The organism is Deinococcus gobiensis I-0, assembly GCF_000252445.1.
GTDB classification, from domain to species: Bacteria; Deinococcota; Deinococci; order Deinococcales; family Deinococcaceae; genus Deinococcus; species Deinococcus gobiensis.
Genome location: NC_017790.1, coordinates 2,751,483 through 2,767,500 on the forward strand (window position 1 = coordinate 2,751,483; position 16,018 = coordinate 2,767,500).

Annotated in this window: 19 protein-coding genes, 1 tRNA gene and 1 other RNA gene (1 of these 21 running past the window's edge); 12 read left to right on the forward strand and 9 right to left on the reverse strand. The window is 70.4% G+C overall.

Annotated features, from left to right (window positions below; genetic code table 11):
- Positions 1 to 15 precede the first annotated feature (15 nt).
- A complete protein-coding gene (gene treS, locus DGO_RS13150; protein WP_014686007.1) occupies positions 16 to 1,674 on the reverse strand; it encodes a maltose alpha-D-glucosyltransferase in 1,659 nt (552 codons plus the stop codon).
- A 10-nt stretch (positions 1,675 to 1,684) separates the two neighbouring features.
- Positions 1,685 to 2,203, reverse strand: coding sequence for a hypothetical protein (locus DGO_RS13155; RefSeq protein WP_145975333.1), 519 nt, complete (start codon positions 2,201 to 2,203; stop codon positions 1,685 to 1,687).
- Positions 2,204 to 2,232: 29 nt separating this feature from the next.
- Here DGO_RS13155 and DGO_RS13160 point away from each other — a divergent pair, with 29 nt between their 5' ends.
- From DGO_RS13160 to DGO_RS13185, 6 genes are all read left to right on the forward strand, one after another.
- Positions 2,233 to 3,309, forward strand: coding sequence for a CobW family GTP-binding protein (locus DGO_RS13160; protein ID WP_050920815.1), 1,077 nt, complete (start codon positions 2,233 to 2,235; stop codon positions 3,307 to 3,309).
- Positions 3,310 to 3,373: 64 nt separating this feature from the next.
- Entirely contained in the window at positions 3,374 to 3,619 is a 246-nt protein-coding gene (gene rpmB, locus DGO_RS13165; RefSeq protein WP_014686010.1) for a 50S ribosomal protein L28, read from the forward strand.
- A 5-nt stretch (positions 3,620 to 3,624) separates the two neighbouring features.
- Positions 3,625 to 4,533 (forward strand): metal ABC transporter solute-binding protein, Zn/Mn family, encoded by a 909-nt coding sequence (locus DGO_RS13170; RefSeq protein WP_394650567.1) that lies wholly within the window; start codon positions 3,625 to 3,627, stop codon positions 4,531 to 4,533.
- Positions 4,534 to 4,630: 97 nt separating this feature from the next.
- On the forward strand, positions 4,631 to 5,608 hold the full coding sequence (locus DGO_RS13175; protein ID WP_083847296.1) for an ABC transporter substrate-binding protein: 978 nt from the start codon (positions 4,631 to 4,633) through the stop codon (positions 5,606 to 5,608).
- Positions 5,609 to 5,645: 37 nt separating this feature from the next.
- The gene (locus tag DGO_RS13180) at positions 5,646 to 6,368 is read left to right on the forward strand and encodes a metal ABC transporter ATP-binding protein (protein ID WP_014686013.1); all 723 of its coding nucleotides are present in this window, start codon (positions 5,646 to 5,648) and stop codon (positions 6,366 to 6,368) included.
- Positions 6,369 to 7,187 carry a metal ABC transporter permease gene (locus DGO_RS13185; protein WP_043802442.1) on the forward strand — a complete coding sequence of 273 codons (819 nt, stop codon included), beginning with the start codon at positions 6,369 to 6,371 and terminating at the stop codon, positions 7,185 to 7,187.
- Between the two features lie 55 nt (positions 7,188 to 7,242).
- Here the strand turns inward: DGO_RS13185 and DGO_RS13190 are convergent, their stop codons facing one another.
- Both DGO_RS13190 and DGO_RS13195 read right to left on the reverse strand, forming a co-directional pair.
- Complete coding sequence (locus DGO_RS13190) at positions 7,243 to 7,731, reverse strand: hypothetical protein (RefSeq protein ID WP_014686015.1); 489 nt, start codon at positions 7,729 to 7,731, stop codon at positions 7,243 to 7,245.
- A 143-nt stretch (positions 7,732 to 7,874) separates the two neighbouring features.
- Positions 7,875 to 9,044: a S1C family serine protease gene (locus DGO_RS13195; protein WP_014686016.1), complete on the reverse strand. Its 1,170-nt coding sequence runs from the start codon at positions 9,042 to 9,044 to the stop codon at positions 7,875 to 7,877.
- 177 nt (positions 9,045 to 9,221) lie between these two features.
- Here DGO_RS13195 and DGO_RS13200 point away from each other — a divergent pair, with 177 nt between their 5' ends.
- Positions 9,222 to 9,695 (forward strand): gamma-glutamylcyclotransferase family protein, encoded by a 474-nt coding sequence (locus tag DGO_RS13200; RefSeq protein WP_226991375.1) that lies wholly within the window; start codon positions 9,222 to 9,224, stop codon positions 9,693 to 9,695.
- A 57-nt stretch (positions 9,696 to 9,752) separates the two neighbouring features.
- Here the strand turns inward: DGO_RS13200 and rpsO are convergent, their stop codons facing one another.
- Positions 9,753 to 10,028, reverse strand: coding sequence for a 30S ribosomal protein S15 (gene rpsO / locus DGO_RS13205; RefSeq protein ID WP_014686018.1), 276 nt, complete (start codon positions 10,026 to 10,028; stop codon positions 9,753 to 9,755).
- Positions 10,029 to 10,193: 165 nt separating this feature from the next.
- On the opposite strand from rpsO, the gene DGO_RS13210 reads away from it, so the two are divergent.
- Together DGO_RS13210 and ffs are read left to right on the forward strand one after the other, a co-directional pair.
- Positions 10,194 to 10,276, forward strand: a tRNA-Leu gene (locus DGO_RS13210).
- Between the two features lie 100 nt (positions 10,277 to 10,376).
- An RNA gene (gene ffs / locus DGO_RS21710) (signal recognition particle sRNA small type) lies at positions 10,377 to 10,475 on the forward strand.
- Positions 10,476 to 10,508: 33 nt separating this feature from the next.
- Here ffs and DGO_RS13215 read toward each other — a convergent pair.
- On the reverse strand, positions 10,509 to 10,898 hold the full coding sequence (locus DGO_RS13215) for a hypothetical protein (protein WP_043802448.1): 390 nt from the start codon (positions 10,896 to 10,898) through the stop codon (positions 10,509 to 10,511).
- 56 nt (positions 10,899 to 10,954) lie between these two features.
- On the opposite strand from DGO_RS13215, the gene DGO_RS13220 reads away from it, so the two are divergent.
- The gene (locus tag DGO_RS13220) at positions 10,955 to 11,683 is read left to right on the forward strand and encodes a carbonic anhydrase (RefSeq protein WP_394650558.1); all 729 of its coding nucleotides are present in this window, start codon (positions 10,955 to 10,957) and stop codon (positions 11,681 to 11,683) included.
- Between the two features lie 18 nt (positions 11,684 to 11,701).
- On the opposite strand, the gene DGO_RS13225 is transcribed toward DGO_RS13220, so the two are convergent.
- On the reverse strand, positions 11,702 to 12,787 hold the full coding sequence (locus DGO_RS13225; RefSeq protein ID WP_014686021.1) for a M20/M25/M40 family metallo-hydrolase: 1,086 nt from the start codon (positions 12,785 to 12,787) through the stop codon (positions 11,702 to 11,704).
- A gap of 109 nt (positions 12,788 to 12,896) precedes the next feature.
- Positions 12,897 to 13,322: an EF-hand domain-containing protein gene (locus DGO_RS13230; protein WP_014686022.1), complete on the reverse strand. Its 426-nt coding sequence runs from the start codon at positions 13,320 to 13,322 to the stop codon at positions 12,897 to 12,899.
- A 224-nt stretch (positions 13,323 to 13,546) separates the two neighbouring features.
- On the opposite strand from DGO_RS13230, the gene DGO_RS13235 reads away from it, so the two are divergent.
- Together DGO_RS13235 and DGO_RS13240 are read left to right on the forward strand one after the other, a co-directional pair.
- Entirely contained in the window at positions 13,547 to 14,956 is a 1,410-nt protein-coding gene (locus DGO_RS13235; RefSeq protein ID WP_014686023.1) for a DR2241 family protein, read from the forward strand.
- Between the two features lie 92 nt (positions 14,957 to 15,048).
- Positions 15,049 to 15,825, forward strand: a complete 777-nt coding sequence (locus DGO_RS13240; protein WP_014686024.1) for a VC0807 family protein — start codon at positions 15,049 to 15,051, stop codon at positions 15,823 to 15,825.
- 67 nt (positions 15,826 to 15,892) lie between these two features.
- On the opposite strand, the gene DGO_RS13245 is transcribed toward DGO_RS13240, so the two are convergent.
- Positions 15,893 to 16,018, reverse strand: the 3' end of a protein-coding gene (locus DGO_RS13245) for a metallophosphoesterase family protein (protein ID WP_014686025.1). It continues 612 nt past the right edge of the window; 126 of the gene's 738 nt are visible here — the last part of the coding sequence; its start codon lies off the right edge, out of view — the gene reads right to left on this strand; its stop codon occupies positions 15,893 to 15,895.

Genomic DNA, 16,018 nt, shown 5'->3' on the forward strand with positions numbered 1-16,018 from the left:
CCACTCCCGCTCGCCTCAGTTCAGCCGCAGCCAGTAGTAGTCGTATTTGCCCATCGTCAGGGCATAGGGCGCGTCGGTGATCGCCGGGAAGGGACTGGCCCCCGAGAGCGTGACCGGCGTGCGGTGGGTGTAGGCCGAGAGGTCCAGCGTGACCGACTGCGCGTTGCTCGCGAAGTTGCTCACGATCAGCAGCGTCTCGTCGGGCGTGGTGCGCGTGAAGGCCAGCACGGCGGGGTTGCTCGTGTCCACGAACTTCAGCTCGCCGTGCGCGAAGGCCGGGTGGCGGCGGCGCAGTTCGAGCTGCCGGGCCGTCCACTTGAGCAGGCTGCTGGGGTCCTGCTCCTGGCTCTGCACGTTCACGCGCGCGAAGCCGTAGACCGGGTCCTGGATGGGCGGGAAGAAACAGTCGGTGGGCGCGGCCGTCGAGAAGCCGCCGCTGGTCCCGGCGTTCCACTGCATCGGGGTGCGCACGCCGTTGCGGTCGGCCAGGCCCAGGTCGTCGCCCATGCCGATCTCGTCGCCGTAATACAGGATCGGGCTGCCGGGCAGCGCCAGCAGCACGGTGTTCAGCAGTTCGACGCGGCGGCGGTCGTTGTCGAGCAGCGGCGCGAGGCGGCGGCGGATGCCCACGTTGATCCGCATGCGCGGGTCGGGCGAGTAGGCCGCGTACATGAAGCCGCGTTCCTCGTCGCTGACCATCTCCAGGGTCAGTTCGTCGTGGTTGCGCAGGAAGGTCGCCCACTGCCCGAAGCTGGGGATGGCGGGCAGGCGGTCCATGATCTCGCGGATGCTGGTCGTGTCCTCGCGCTTGAGGCTCATGTACAGCCGGGGCATGACCGGGAAGTTGAAGCACATGTGGAACTCGGGGTCCTGCTCGGTGCCGAAGTACTCCACGACCTCCTCGGGCCACTGGTTGGCCTCCGCCAGCAGCAGGCGGCCGGGGTAGTCCTCGTCCACCAGGCGGCGCATCTTCTTGAGGATGTCGTGCGTCTCGGGCAGGTTCTCGCAGTTGGTGCCCTCCCGCTCGATGAGGTAGGGCACGGCGTCCACCCGGAAGCCGTCCACACCGATGTCGAGCCAGAAGCGCGCCGCCGCGAGCAGCTCCTCGACCACGCGGGGGTTGTCGTAGTTCAGGTCCGGCTGGCTGGAGAAGAAGCGGTGCCAGAAGTACTTGCCGACCTGATCGTCGTAGGTCCAGTTGCTCGTCTCGGTGTCGGTGAAGATGATGCGCGCGCCCGCGTACTCGGTGCCGGTCTCGCTCCAGACGTAGTAGTCGTGGTACTCGTTGGGCGAGCCGTCGGGCAGGGTCGGCCCCCGGCGCGCCGCCTGGAACCAGGGGTGGTCGCTGGAGGTGTGGTTGGTCACGAGGTCGGCGATGACCCGCAGCCCGCGCGCGTGCGCCTCACGCAAAAAGACCTTGAAGTCGTCGAGCGTGCCGAGGTCGGGGTGGATATTGGTGTAGTCGGCCACGTCGTAACCGTCGTCGCGCAGCGGGCTGGGAAAGAAGGGCAGCAGCCACAGGCAGTCCACACCGAGGTTCTTGAGGTAGTCGAGGTGCGAGGTCAGGCCGGGAAAGTCGCCCTTGCCGTCGCCGTTGCCGTCCGCGAAGGTCCGGACGGAGAGTTCGTAAAAAACGGCGCTCTTGTACCACTCGGGCGCGGAGGTTTGCGTCATGTCCCGCAGTCTACGGGGCCGGCACCGGGGGCAGGACAGGGGCGCCGTACACGTCTGGACGACCCGCCGGGGTCCACAGGTGGGCCTCCAGGCCCCGGCGCGCGGCTCTCCATGCGGGCAGCGCGCGGCGCACCGGGGCCGGCAGGACGTGGGCGCGCAGCTGGGCGCCGCGCCAGTCGGGCGCGTGCAGGCGGCACAGCCGCGCCTCGTGGTGCAGGACCAGGGGCAGCGCGAGGGCGTACCCGCGCTCGCGGCCGATGCGCTCGCCGCCCAGCCAGAAGCGTCCGGTGCGGCGCTCGAAACGCAGTTCGCCCTGCGGCAGGTCGGCGCTCAGGCCCGCGCTGTGCAGGCGCAGGTGGCCGCAGGCGTACACGCTGCTGCCCGGCCCCTTCGGTCCCTGGGGCAGGGTGGGGGGCGCAGGCCGGCGCACGTAGCCCAGCCGCGCCAGATCGCCCGTGCGGGCATCGAGCCCGAAGAGCCAGAACTGCACCGTCATGGGGCAGGAGGAGGCGATGTGCAGCCTTGTCATATTATTGATAATAGATTATCGTTACCGTTATGACCAGTCCTGCCACCGTCTCCCCGGCCACGCCGCCGACCCGTTCCGTGCCCATCACCGTGCTGTGCGGCTTTCTGGGCGCGGGCAAGACCACGCTGCTCAATCACCTGCTGACCCAGACGGACGGCCAGAAGGTCGCCGTGATCGTGAACGAGTTCGGGGCCGTGAACGTGGACGCCTCGCTGGTCGTCAAGACCGACGAGCAGACCATCGAACTGAGCAACGGCTGCATCTGCTGCACGCTGCGCGGCGACCTACTGTACGCGGTGGACGAGCTGCTGCGCACCCGAGACCTCGACGCCATCCTCATCGAGTCCACCGGGATCGGGGAGCCGCTGCCCATCGCCCAGAGCTTTTGCCTCACGCCCGAGGAGCTGGAACTGGCCCCCGAGGCCGGGCAGCCCGAGTTGCCCGACCTGCTGGGGCGCGTCCACGTGGACGCGATGGTGACGGTGGTGGACAGCGCGCAGTTCTTCACGCTCTGGAACCGCACCGATGAGATTCCGGGCGACGATTTCGGGCGCGGCTTCGGGGAACTGCTGGCCGAGCAGCTCGAATTCGCCGACCTCGTGGTGCTGAACAAGCTCGACCTCGCCGCCCCGGAGGACGTGCAGTCGCTGCGCGAACTCGTGCGCATCACCAACCCGCGCGCCCGCGTACTGGAGGCCACGCGCGGCCACGTGGAGGCGGGCGAGGTGCTGAACGTGGGCCTGTTCGACATGGACGCCGCCTCGCAGCTCGACGCCTGGGTGGCCGAGCTGGAAAAGGAGCACACCCCCGAGTCGGAAACCTACGGCCTGGGCACGCACATCTACCGCGCGGCGCGGCCTTTCGACCCCGACCGCCTGCACGCCATGCTCGCGGCGGGCCTGCCTCACAGCGTCATCCGCTCGAAGGGCTGGATCAATCTCGGGGACGGCGTGGCGACGCTGTGGAACCACACCGGCCGGCAGCTCGCGCTGGAGCAGGCGGGTACCTGGCACCGCCCCGAGGACGCCTTCAGCGAGGTCGTGTTCATCGGGCGCGACCTCGACGGCCCGGCCCTCGACCGGCTGCTGGGCGGCGCGCTGGCCTGAACGGCCCGCCGGCACCTCCCGCAGGACACATCACCCCTCCCGAATATGATAAGGATAAATCAGTATGAGCCGTGAATGTTACCTGACCGGAAAGAAGAACATGGTGGTGAACAGCGTGACCCGCCGGGGCAAGGCCCGCGCGCAGGGCGGGGTGGGCCGCAAGACCACCGGGATCACCAAGCGCGTGCAGAAGGCCAACCTGCACAAGAAGGCCATCCGCGAGAACGGCGTGGTCAAGCGGGTGTGGCTGAGCGCGGCCGCCCTGCGCACGCTGGAAAAGGGCCCGTACCAGGGCGTGGAACTCGCATGAAGGTCCTGTCGTCGGGGCTCCTGACGCTGGCCCTCGCCGGGGGCCTGGGCAGCCTCGCTCCGGCGCAGGCGGCTCCCCTCCAGGTCAGCGCCACGACCACCATCATCGCGGACTTCGTCAAGGCGGTGGGCGGCGCTCGCGTGACCGTGAACGTGATCGTGCCCGCCGGAGCCGACGCCCACACTTTCCAGCCGACGACCGGGGCCATCCGCAGCCTCGCGGGCAGCAAGGCGCTGTTCACCAACGGCGCGGGCCTGGAAACCTGGCTGCCCCGGCTGACCGCCTCGGCCAGCACCGTCCCGGTGCGCCCCCTGACGGCAGGCCTGAAGATGCGCGCCGCCCCCGAGGAAGCCGGGGACGAGCACGGCCACGACGACCACGGCGCCCAGGACCCCCACGCCTGGTGGGACCCCACGCTGGCCGCCGGCTACGTGAAAAATGCCCAGGCTGCCCTGAGCGCGCTGGACCCGGCCGGCAAGGCGACCTACGCCAACAATGCCGCCGCGTATATCAAGCAGCTCCAGGCCGCCGACGCCTACGCCAAGAAGCAGTTCGCGACCCTGACCACGGCCCAGAAACGGATCGTGACCAACCACGACGCCCTGCACTACCTCGCCGCGCACTACGGCCTGACGGTCGTGGGCACGGTCATCCCGGGCCTGAGCACCGAGCGCGAGCCGAGCGCCCGCGAGGTCGCCACGCTCGTGGACGCCGTGAAGAAGAGCGGCACCAAGGTCATCTTCACCGAGAACACGGTCAACGCCCGCCTCGCCCAGACGCTCGCCCGCGAGACCGGCGCCCGCGTGGCCCCGCCGCTGTACACCGACGCCCTGGGCCCCAAGGGCTCGGCCGGCGACACCTACCTGAAGGCCCTGCGCGCCAACGTAGACACGATGGTCCGCGCCCTGAAATAAGCCCAGACGTCCGTCCGTTCCCCCCAGCCGCGCCTCCTCTTCTAGGCCGCGCGGCTTTTCCCTGCCTTCTTTCACCCCTGTCCCCCCAAGGAGTCGCATGCGCCGTTTCGCCCCCGCCCTCGCCCTGACCCTCTGCGCCCTGCTGCCGGCCGCCTCGGCAGGCAACGCCGCCCCGGCCAGCGCCAGCTTTCCCGTCACCGTCACGCACGCGCTGGGACAGACGACCGTTCCGGCCCGGCCGACCCGCGTGGTGGCGCTCGGGCCGCACGCCCTGGACCTGCTGCTGTCGCTCGGCGTGCAGCCGGTGGGCTACGGCGAGGCCGCGCAGCTCGGCGTCAAGGAATTCGGCTCGCCCATCCGGCAGATCAAGTATCTGGGCAGCCGGGTCACGTCGGCGCCCCTGTACGTGGGCGACCGCTTCAAGCCCAACCTGGAACTGCTCGCCAGCCTCAAGCCCGACCTGATCGTGGGCGAGGACTTCGCCTCGGCGGCCTATCCGGCCCTGAACCGCGTGGCCCCCACCCTGCTGTTCACCGGTACCCACAGCGGCGACTGGCAGAAATCCCTGCCGGTGCTCGCCCGCGCCCTGGGCCGCGAGGACCGCGCCGCCGCCGTGCTGGCCCGCAGCCGCGCCGTGACGGACGAGGCCCGCGCGGCGCTGACGCCCTGGCAGGGGCAGCGCGCGCTGGTGGTCTGGAACTCGGGCGGCGCCAACCGCGACCTGTATACGGTCCTGGGCCCGAAAGACTGGACCGGCGGGCTGCTTCAGGACCTGGGCTTCCGGCTGGTCCTGCCCGGCAGCCCCGACCCCACACTGGCCGAGGGCTACCGCGCCCTGAGCGTCGAGGCGCTGGGCGCCCTGGACCCCGACGTGGTGTTCGTGGTCGCCTCGGGCACGAACACGCCGGCCCGCGCGGCGAGCGACTGGAAAGCCAGCGCCCTGGCGCAGCGCCTGCGGGCCAGCCGTGCGGGCCGGGTGTACTTCATGCCCATCCAGCTCGTCGGCCGGATTCGCGGCCCCATCGCCACCGAACTCACGACGCGCGAGATCCGCCGGCAGCTCGGGGCCCGCTGAGGCGCGCCGCGCACCCCGCGCGCGCTATCCTGCCCTGATGCTCGGCGTCGAACACCTCACCGTCCGCTACGGATCGCAAGTGGCGCTGGAAGACGCCACCGTGCGCTTCGAGGCCGGGTCCTTCAGCGCCATCATCGGCCCCAACGGCGCGGGCAAGAGCACGCTGCTCAAGACCCTGGTGGGCCTGCTGCCCGACCACCAGGGCGCGGTGCGGCTCGACAGCGGCCACAGTGCCCAGAGCTGCGTGGCCTACGTGCCGCAGCAGCAGACCCTGGACTGGGCCTTTCCGGTGACGGTCTGGGACGTGACGATGATGGGCCGCACCGGCCGCCTGGGCTGGCTGCGCTGGCCGGGGCGGCGCGACCGGACGATCGTCGAGGAGGCGCTGCGCGAGACGGGCGTGTACGACCTGCGCCACCGGCACATCGGGGCGCTTTCGGGCGGGCAGCGCCAGCGCGTGCTGCTCGCGCGGATGCTGGCCCGCCGGGGACACCTGCTGCTGCTCGACGAACCGCTGACCGGCGTGGACGCGACCACGCAGGAGCAGCTCATGGCCCTGCTGCGGGCCCAGGCCGACGCGGGGCGTGCCGTCGTGATGGTCACCCACGACCTCGAACAGGCGCGGCGCTGGTGCGACCACCTCGTGCTCATCAACCGCCGGATCGTCGCCGACGGCACGCCCGAGCAGGTCTACACGCCGCACAACATCGAGGCGACCTTCAGCTCCTCGCATCTGGGCCACACCCACGCGGAGGCCTGAGTGCATCTTCTCGCCTGGCTGACCGACCCTCTGCAGTACGACTTCTTCGTGCGGGCGCTGCTGGCCGTGGTGCTGGTCAGCGTGCTGTGCGCGCTCATCGGCGCATGGGTGGTCCTGCGCGGCCTGAGCTATATCGGGGACGCCATGAGCCACGCGGTGTTTCCGGGCATCGTGGCGGCCTTCCTGGTGCGCGGAAACCTGCTGCTGGGGGCGCTGATCGCCGCCGTGCTCACCGCGCTGGGCATCGGGGCCATCGGCCAGCGCAGCGGCCTCAAGCAGGACAGCGCCATCGGTATCGTGTTCGTGGGCATGTTCGCGCTGGGGGTGGCGCTGCTGTCGCGCGCACCGACCTTCACCACCGACCTCAGCAACTTCCTGATCGGCAACCCGCTGGGCGTCTCCCCCGCCGACCTGTGGGGCGCGCTGGCGGTGACCGTACTCGTCGGGGGCTTCCTGACGGCCATCCAGAAGGAGCTGCTGCTGGCCTCCTTCGACCCGACCGAGGCGCGCGCGGTGGGCCTGCCGGTCCGGCGGCTGAACAACATCCTGCTCATCCTGATCGGGCTGGTCGTGGTCCTGACGGTGCAGCTCGTGGGCACCACCCTGAGCGTGAGCCTGCTCATCACGTCGAGCGCCGCCGCCCGGCTGCTGGCCCGCAGCCTGCGCAAGATGATGGGCCTGGCCGCGCTGCTGGGCACTCTGGGGGGCGTGACCGGGCTGTACCTCAGCTACTACCTCGACACGGCCCCCGGCGCGACCATCGTGCTCGTGAACACGGCCGTCTTCCTGCTCGCGTTGCTGGTACGGCGGCGGGAATAGAGATCACAAAAGCGCCGCGTCCCCGGACAGGAGACGCGGCGCAGCAAGAACCGGTTTACGCGGCGGGCTGTTCGCCCGGCGTCGCGGGCTGGGCCTCGCCCTCGGGAGCGCGCCGCGCGCGGGCCGGACGCTCGGCGGCGGCGTCACCCGCCGGAGCGGTCGCCGGCGCCGCGCTCACACGGGTCAGCGTCTCGGCGAAGGCGCGCAGGGCGTCCCCGCTCTCCAGATCGGCGACCGCGCGGGCGTTCAGCGCACCGAGTTCCTCACGGGTCACGGCGTACTCGGGGGCCTCATGGCCCTTGAGGCGGTGCAGCACGCGGTAGGCGGTCCCCGACTCGATGGTCGCGCCCTTGCTGGTGGTCACGCGGGCGTCGGCCTGCATGGCGCCGCCGATCAGGGTGATCTGCTCGGGGCTGATGAGGGTCACCCGGTCGCCGCGTTCCTCCATGTGCGCGGCGAGTTGCAGCAGGCCGCGCAGGTCCAGCATCGTGTGGAAGAGGTCCAGGTGCTGGAGCATGGCTCCGGCTTTTTTGAGGGTATCCATATCCGCATTATTCTGTTTTCGGCAGAATTGTCAATATGCCATATGCAGAATTAAGACGCCAAGTCTGGGAGAAGGCGGGGCGTCCCAAAGAGAAGGAGGCCCGGCCGCACAGACCGGACCCCCCCGCCCCTGCCCCGCAGCGTCTAGCGGCTGGCGACCGTGGAGCGCCCGATCAGGGTCATCTTGACGTCGATACTTTTACCGGCGCGCAGCACCTTGAGGGTCACGGTGTCGCCGGGCTGGTAGTTCGTGCGCACGATCCGCTGGAAGTCGCTGAAATTCACCACGCGCCTGCCGTCGATGGCCGTCACGAGGTCGCCTGGGGTCACGTCACCGTCGGCGTTGTACCGCAGGGGCCGCAGGCCCGCGCGCTCGGCGGGGCTGTTCGCAGACACGCTGGTGAAGAAGGCCCCCGCCACCTTGCCCAGCCCCAGGCCGAGTTTCTCGCTCGCCTCCGCGAACAGGCGCTCGGGCAGCGCGGTCAGCAGCGCGAAATTGCCGTCGATGCCTACCCCGATCACCGGGGCCTCGCGCTTGACCCCTTTTTTCAGGTCGGCCAGCCGCTGGGCGCCCGCCGTGACCGGCACCGCGTAAGCCGTGATTTCCGGGTCGTCGCGCAGGTTCTCGACGCTGGAGGGCTTCACCGAGATGTAGCTCACCACGCCCGTGACCTCGCCCTTCGCGTTCAGGATGGGGCCGCCACTGTCGCCGGGAATCAGGGGCGCAGTCAGTTCCAGCGTGCCTGAGGGAAAATCGGCGCGGTCCGAGGGGGTGTCCAGCGCCGTCAGGCGGCCCGTCTTGGGGGTCAGGAAACTGCCGCCGCCGTTGCCGATGGCGAGCACCGGGTCCCCGACCTTGGGCGAGGCCGCCGCCACCGGCAGGTACGGCGTGCCCTTGGGGACATTCACGCGCAGCAGCGCGATATCGTTCTGGTCGTCGTAGCCGATCACCTCGACCGCGTAGCGTTTGCGGTCGGCCGTCTGGGCACTCAGGGCCTTGGCCTGAAAGATGACGTGGTAGGCGGTGAGCGCCAGCCCGTCTTCACCGATCAGGAAGGCCGTTCCGATCCCGTCGGGCTCCACGCAGTTGTTCACGGGACATTGCAGGATCCGCACCGTCGAGGGCCGCGACTTGGTGAACAGCGCCTGTTCGGCGGCCGTCAGCTTCTCGGCCCCGCTCGCCGTGCGCCCGGAGGTGGCGGGCTGGGCCGCCGGGGGCCGGGCCGGGGGCTGCGCCGAGGTCTTGGGGGCCGGAGCCGTCTGGGCCAGGACCAGACCGCCGGCCATCAGGGCACCGATCGTCAGGACGGGCAAGGACCGGCGAATCTGTCTGTGGCGAAGATTCATACCCTATTCTGCCGGGATTCCGCATGAAACGGATGTGCCGCAGATGGCTTTTCTCCCGGCCTGTCCGGCATTTTCCACTTCTTCACAGGGTAGGGCGGATGACAGTGCGGCCCGGGCGTGGCCCCCGCGATCTACAGTCGGAGCGTGCCCGCCTCTGCTCCTCCCTCTCCCCTTCCGCCACTGACCACCGTCTTCGTGTACGGCACCCTCATGCCCGGCGAGCGCAACGCCGACGTGGCGGGGCCGCCCGGCAGTTTCCGGGCACGGAGGGCCATGCTGGACGGCCACTGCCTCCTGCACCTCGTCCCCGAGCAGTATCCGGCGGCCCTGGTCGGCCAGCCCGGCGACGTGATCCACGGCCACGCCCTGACCTACACCCCGCAGGACTGGGCAGCGGCCCTCCCCTTTCTCGACGACCTGGAGGGGGTGGACGAGACGCCCCCCCTCTACCGCCGCGTCGCCGTGCGGCTGCGCCTGGAGGACGGAGGCGAGGTGGACGCCTGGGTCTACCTGTACGCGCAGCAGGAGCGGCTCGCGCGGCCCGGCGTCCTGCCCCTTCCCGGGGGCGACTGGCGCGCGGCGCCCGGGCGGGACCGTCCCCGGCCCGGCGACCGCTGAGCGGCGGGAACAGGCCAAAAAAATCCCCGCACGGAGCGGGGACGGATGAGCGCGGGTTTAGCGGACGATGCGCTGGCCGCGGCGGATGCCGAGCTTGTCGGTCAGGGCGATGTAGCCGTCGTAGTCCGTGCGCTCCAGGTACTTCAGGAGGCGGCGGCGCTGGCCGTTCAGGAGCTGCAGGCCGCGCTGGCCGGCCTTGTCCTTCTTGTTGGTGCCCAGGTGCACCGACAGGTTGTTGATGCGCGCGGTGAGCAGGGCCACCTGCACGGCGGTGCTGCCGGTGTCGCTGCTGTCCTTGGCGTGCTCGCCGATAATCTGCTTCTTGTCGATCATAGAAAACCTCTGTTGTTGTGAAGTCCCGCGCGCGGCAGACAAGGGAAACGGGCCCTCCCGCCCCGGCGGCAAACGGCAGCATATCACGCCGCGCCTCGGCTGCAAGGGTGACGCCTTGACAGTCCGGTCTGCCCCCGGTACACTTCTCCTCGCCCTTAAGGCCCTGCTCGGGTGGCGGAATTGGTAGACGCGCACGTTTGAGGGGCGTGTGGGCAACCGTGTGGGTTCAAGTCCCATCTCGAGCACCAGCCGAAAAGCTTCGCCGGAACCGTTACAGTTCCGGCGGCTTTTTTTTGCCCGCACGCCGGGCTTGTCATTTGCCGGGGGTGTGCTACCATTCTCAGCGCATTGCTGGTGCAGCGCAGCGTAGACGCTCGAACCTGGTCAGGGCCGGAAGGCAGCAGCCATAAGGGATGATCTGCGGGTGCCGTTGCTTTCCGGCAATGCTTTTTTTTGTGCCCGTCGGGACGAGGCCTGCCCTCAGCGCGTCTTGGGCAGCAGGACCAGGGCCTGCGTCTCCCTGACCACGGCCACGTCGCGCAGCCGCTCGCCGTCGAGGTCGCCCGCCTTGGCCAGGGCCTCGGCCCGGCGCTTGTCCACCACCGCGACCTCCAGCGCCGCCGCGTCCCCGAAGGTCTCCCGGAAACGCTCGATAGGGTACTCGACCCGGCGCTGCACCTTCAGGACGGCGCGGTACAGCTCGGTTTCGGCCTGCTCACCGCCTTCGAGGGCCACCTTGATGTGCTTGCCCAGTTCCTCCTTCTCGGCTTCCAGGCCCAGCAGGGTGTCGCGCAGCGTGGCGTAACGCTCCAGAAGTTCGGCCAGCGAGGGCGGCGTCTCGGGATCGAGGGGGTCGGAGAAGGCGGTCATGCCTGACCATACCGCCTGCCGCCCACCTCCGGCACCGGGAAGCTAGGATGCGGCCCATGAGCGAAGAGAGCCAACCCGCCCTGCACCCCGGAGACCTCAAGCGGCGCGTGCAGGACGCCATCCGCCGGGGCGCGAGCATGGAGGAGATCGCCGATCTCAAGCGCGCGGACATCGGCGGCACGGAGGAAGCCATCCGGGCGCTGAAGGACGGGAACGCCCGGTTTTTCAGCGGCGAGGCGGCCCGTCCGGAGCTCGGGGCCAACGAGCGCCGCGCGCAGATCATGGGCCAGACGCCCTTCGCGGCCATCCTGGCGTGCAGCGACAGCCGCGTGCCGGTCGAGCTGGTCTTTGACCAGGGCCTGGGGCAGCTGTTCGTGGTGCGCGTGGCCGGCAACGTGGTGGGCGAGGCGGGCCTGGGGTCGCTGGAGTACGCCATCAAGCACCTCGACGTGCACCTGGTCATGGTGATGGGCCACGAGGGCTGCGGCGCGGTCGCGGCGGCCCTGTTGCCTCCCGAGCAGCTCGCCAGCGAACCGGAGCACCTCCAGGCGCTCATCGGGCGCATCCAGCCCAGCGTGCAGAACATGCCCTCCATCCGTGACAAGAAGGCCCGCATGCGCGAGGCGGTGCTGAACAACGTGCGCTATCAGGTGCAGCAGCTGCGCGACCAGCCCTTCATCCAGGATGCCGAGGCGCGCGGGCACATCCGGGTGATCGGGGGCTTCTACGAGATCGGCTCGGGCGCGGTGGACTTCCTGACCGACGAGGAAGACCTGCGGCCCTGAACCGCGAGGGGCCGCACCTCAGGCCAGCGGCTGACGCTGGTACAGCTCGACCACGCGGCGCAGGAAGCTCAGGCCGGCGTCGAGGCTGCCGGGCTGCACCCACTCGTCCTCGCGGTGGGCGTTGCCGCCCCGGTAGACGCCCAGGGCGATGGCCGGCAGGCCGTGGATCACGGCGGCGTTGGCGTCGGTGCTGCTCGACGCCAGCCGCAGGTCGATGCGGCCCTCGCGCGCGGCGATCTGGGCCAGGTCCAGCAGCGGCCCCGCGTGCAGGTCCCCGCCGGGGCGGTCACCCACCCGGTCGAGTTTCAGGGTGACGCCCGCGTCGCGCGCCGCCGAGTTCAGGGCGTTCTGGGCGCGGCTGTCGAGTTCGGCCAGCGCGCTCTGGTCCAGCGAGCGCAGGTCGAGCAGCAGTTCGGCGCTGCCCGCGATGGTGTTCACGCTGGTCCCGCCCGACGCCGTACCCACGTTCAGGGTGGTGCGCGGCGAATGCGGCAGGTGCAGGGCGTACAGCCGCGCGATCGCCAGCCCCAGGGCGTGCAGGGCGCTGGGGGCCTGATCGCCCCAGGAGTGCCCGCCGGGGCCGACATAGCGCGCCCGGTAGCGCCGCACGCCGACCGCCCGCGTCACCGCGACGCCCAGGTAGCCGTCCACGGCGATGAAGGCCCCCAGGTCGCGGGCGTGCGCAGCCAGCAGGTGCTTGGCCCCGCGCAGGTCGCCCAGCCCCTCTTCGCCCACGTTGGCGGCCACCCACAGCGGGCGGCGCAACATGCCCTCGCGCCCGCGCAGGTCGCGCAGCAGGGCCGTGACCACCGAGAGGCTCGCGCTGTTGTCGCCCACGCCGGGGCCGACCAGCCGGGTCCGCTCGGCACGGACCGTCACGTCGGTGGACATGGGAAACACCGTGTCCAGGTGAGCCGCGAGCAGCAGGGCGGGGCGGCCCTCGGTGCCGGGCGGGGTGATGCGGGTCAGGACATTGCCGACCTCGTCCCGGCTGACCGCGTAGCCCAGGCCCGACCAGGTCTCGGCGATCAGGCGGGCGCGCCCCTCCTCCTCGAAGGTCGGGGCGGGCGTCTGCGCGATGCGCGTGAGATAGGACAGAGGCATCAGGCCGCGATTCTAGCGGCTCTCCCCTGCCCCCTTCCCGAACACGAGGCCTTTTCGCAAGAAACCGCCAGCGTCCCGTTCGGGAGCTGGCGGCGAGGGCGCGCAGTCTTCAGCGGCGCAGCATGCGGCTGCCGATGATTCCCGCGAGGCCCACGAGGCCCGCCTTGACGAGCGGGCTGTTGAGCACGCCGCCCTGACTGAACGCGGCTTCCAGCGGGCTGCGGCCGTCCTGCGCGGGGGCCTGCGCCGTGCGGGTGTAGGCGTTCACGAGGTCGTCGTCGTTGTCGGCGTTCAGGGGGCGGCCCGCGTTCACCGGGCTCTGGCCCAGGGCCGTGCCCATCTGCTGACGCTGGTCGGGCGACATGCCGCCGAAGTAGTCCTTCATGATCTGGCTGCGCTCTTCGGGCGAGGCGCTGTCGAGGTAGTCGCGGATGTACGCGGCGGCTTCCTCGGGGCTGACCACGCCGTCACCGTTGGTGTCGCGGGGGTCGAGTCGGGCCATCTGGGCATGACGGTCTTGTTGGTCGGAAAACATGGTGCCTCCTGAAGGGCCTGTCCGGGCCCCGGGTCTTGGGGTGGGCCGCGCCGCTTACCGGCGGTCAGCTGCGTTGTCTTACCCCTGCACCTTAAAAAGTGCCTGTCCCGCTTGGGTGAGGAGAAGGTGTCGGCTTCTTGGGGTTCGGTCCCCGGGCGCGGGGCCGCGAACTCTGCACTCGGCGGGACATTCCCGCAGCCGAACTGGCCTTAGAGTGCTGGAGTATGCGCTCCCTGGTGCTGATCGGACACGGCTCCCACCTCAACGGCGAATCGGCCGCCGCCGTCTACCGCTACGCCGAACTGATCCGCGGGCGCGGACTGTTCGACGAGGTCGTCGAGGGCTACTGGAAAGAGGAACCCTCCCTGCGGCAGGTCCTCAAGACCACCGCCAGCACCGACGTGACGGTCATTCCCATGTTCATCTCGGAGGGCTATTTCACCGAGACGGTCATTCCGCGCGAACTGGGCCTGGGCCACCAGGGACCGGTGCCGCCCGAGGGCATCGCGCGGGTGCTGGGCGGGCGCACGGTGCGCTACACGCTGCCCTACGGCGTGCATCCCAGCATGCGCGACGTGATCGTGGAGCGTGCCCGCGAGGCGCTGCCGGACCTGGACGCCGCCGACACCGCCCTGGTCGTGCTGGGCCACGGCACCACCCGCAACGAGAACAGCAACCGCGTGATCTACGAGAACGCCCAGGCGCTGCGCGGGAGCGGCCTGTTCGCCGAAGTCCACGCCCTGTTCCTCGACGAAGACCCCAAGGTGGGCACCTGGCCCGAGAAGATCACCGCGCCGCGCGTGGTCGTGGTACCCTTCTTCGCCTCCGAGGGCTGGCACACCCTGGAGACCATTCCCGAGGACATGGGCCTGACGGGCGACGTGACCGAGTTCCCCGACACGCCGCACGGCCCGCAGACGGTGTACTACGCCAAGCCGGTCGGCACGCACCCGGCGGTGGCCGACGTGATCCTGCACCTGGCCGAGGAGGCGCGCGGAGCCTCCGAGCGCGGCGGCGACGAGGACCGCGCCTGGCACGCCGCGTGGCAGGCGCTCGTGTCGCTGGCCCGCCGGGGCGGCCGTCTGGGCGAGGTGCTGATCAGTGCCCAGAGCGGCGTCTACGAGGTCCGCCACGCCCTGGACGAGGGCCGGCCCGGCAGCGACCTCACGACCGTCGTGACCCCCGAGGGCCTGCGCGACCTGACCCGCCGCGACGAGGGAGGCAACCACCGCCCCGTCCACACCCTGCGCAACCTCCCGCGCGGCTGGCGGGCGGTGCTCAGCGAGGACGACCTCGTGCGCGGCGTACATTTCCTGTACCCGGCGGTCGTCGAGGAGACCTACGCGCACCACTGCCGCACCCTGCGCGCGACCCCCTGGCCCACCACGGCGCGGCGCCAGACCGGGATCTACAGCCGCGTGCAGCGCGCCACCCCCGAACAGGTCGAGCACGTCGCCTCCGAGGTCTGTGCCAACTGCCTGCGCACCCGCCTGTGGGCCGGCGAGACGCTCGCCCAGACCTTCTTCTCGGGCGTGCCCGGCGCGATTCCCTGCGCCGAGGCGTGCACGCTGCTGGTGGCCGAGGTCCGCGAGGAGGTCAGCGGCAAGCGCGGCGCGGGGGGCCACAGCCACTGAGCGGCGCCGCCCGGGCAGGCAGGAGAGTGTTCCCCTGCCCCGGCCCTGTTCCGTCCTGACAGCCCTCACCTGCGGATGAGAGAATGGCGGTCATGAGCCAGCCGACCGCCGCCCCCAAGCCCCAGCGTGCCCGCATTCCCAAGACCGTGTGGGACCTCGTGTTCACGCTCGTCATTCCCATCCTGATCCTGAGTCCGAACATCCTGGGCAGCGGCATCAGCGTGGCCGAGCTGCTGGGTGGGGGAACGGGCGGCAACGTGCGCGCTTACCTCGTGGCGGCGCTCGTTCCGGTGGCCTACGTGCTCGTGGACCTTCTGGTCAACCGCAACGTCAGCCCCGTGGCCCTCATCGGCGGGGCGGGGGCCATCTTCAGCGGGGCGCTCGCCTTCTGGTACGTGGACGGTTTCTGGTACGCCATCAAGGACAGTGCGCGGTCGTACCTCACCGGCATCCTGTTCCTCGTCAGCGCGGCGACCCGCGTCCCCTTCTTCCGGGTCTTCCTGGACGCCGCGAGCATCGGCGAGAAGCCCGAGGACCGCGCCGCGACCGCCGAGGCGATGCGCGACCCCGGCGTGCATAAGGGCCTGGTGTGGGGCACGGTGGCCTTCGCCCTCGTGGACCTCGTGGGCGGCTTGGTGAACAGCGTCGTGAACTACGGGCGCGTCACGGCCCGTTTCGGCACCGACGCCTTCAATGCCCAGGTGGCCGAGGTCAACGCCATCATGCGCGTGCCGGGGCTGGTCATCAGCATGATCGGGGTCTTCATCGCCATCGGGCTGGTGCAGCGCGCGGTCAAGGCCCGCTACGGCGCGGGGGCCAGCGTCTTCGAACCGGCCAAGCTGGCCCAGGCCATGCGCGAACGGGGCTGAGCCTTCAGGGCGAAGGGGCCGGTCCGGGTGCATATCCGGACCGGCCCCTTCTTCTGCCGGAATCTCCTCAGAACTCCCCGGTGCGCGTGCGGCGCTTCTGGTGCGCTCCTGTGAGGAGTTCGGCTACATACTCGCGCACGAAGGGCATCCCGCTCGCCTCGGCCGCCGCGATCTCCTCCTGGCGGTCGTAGGT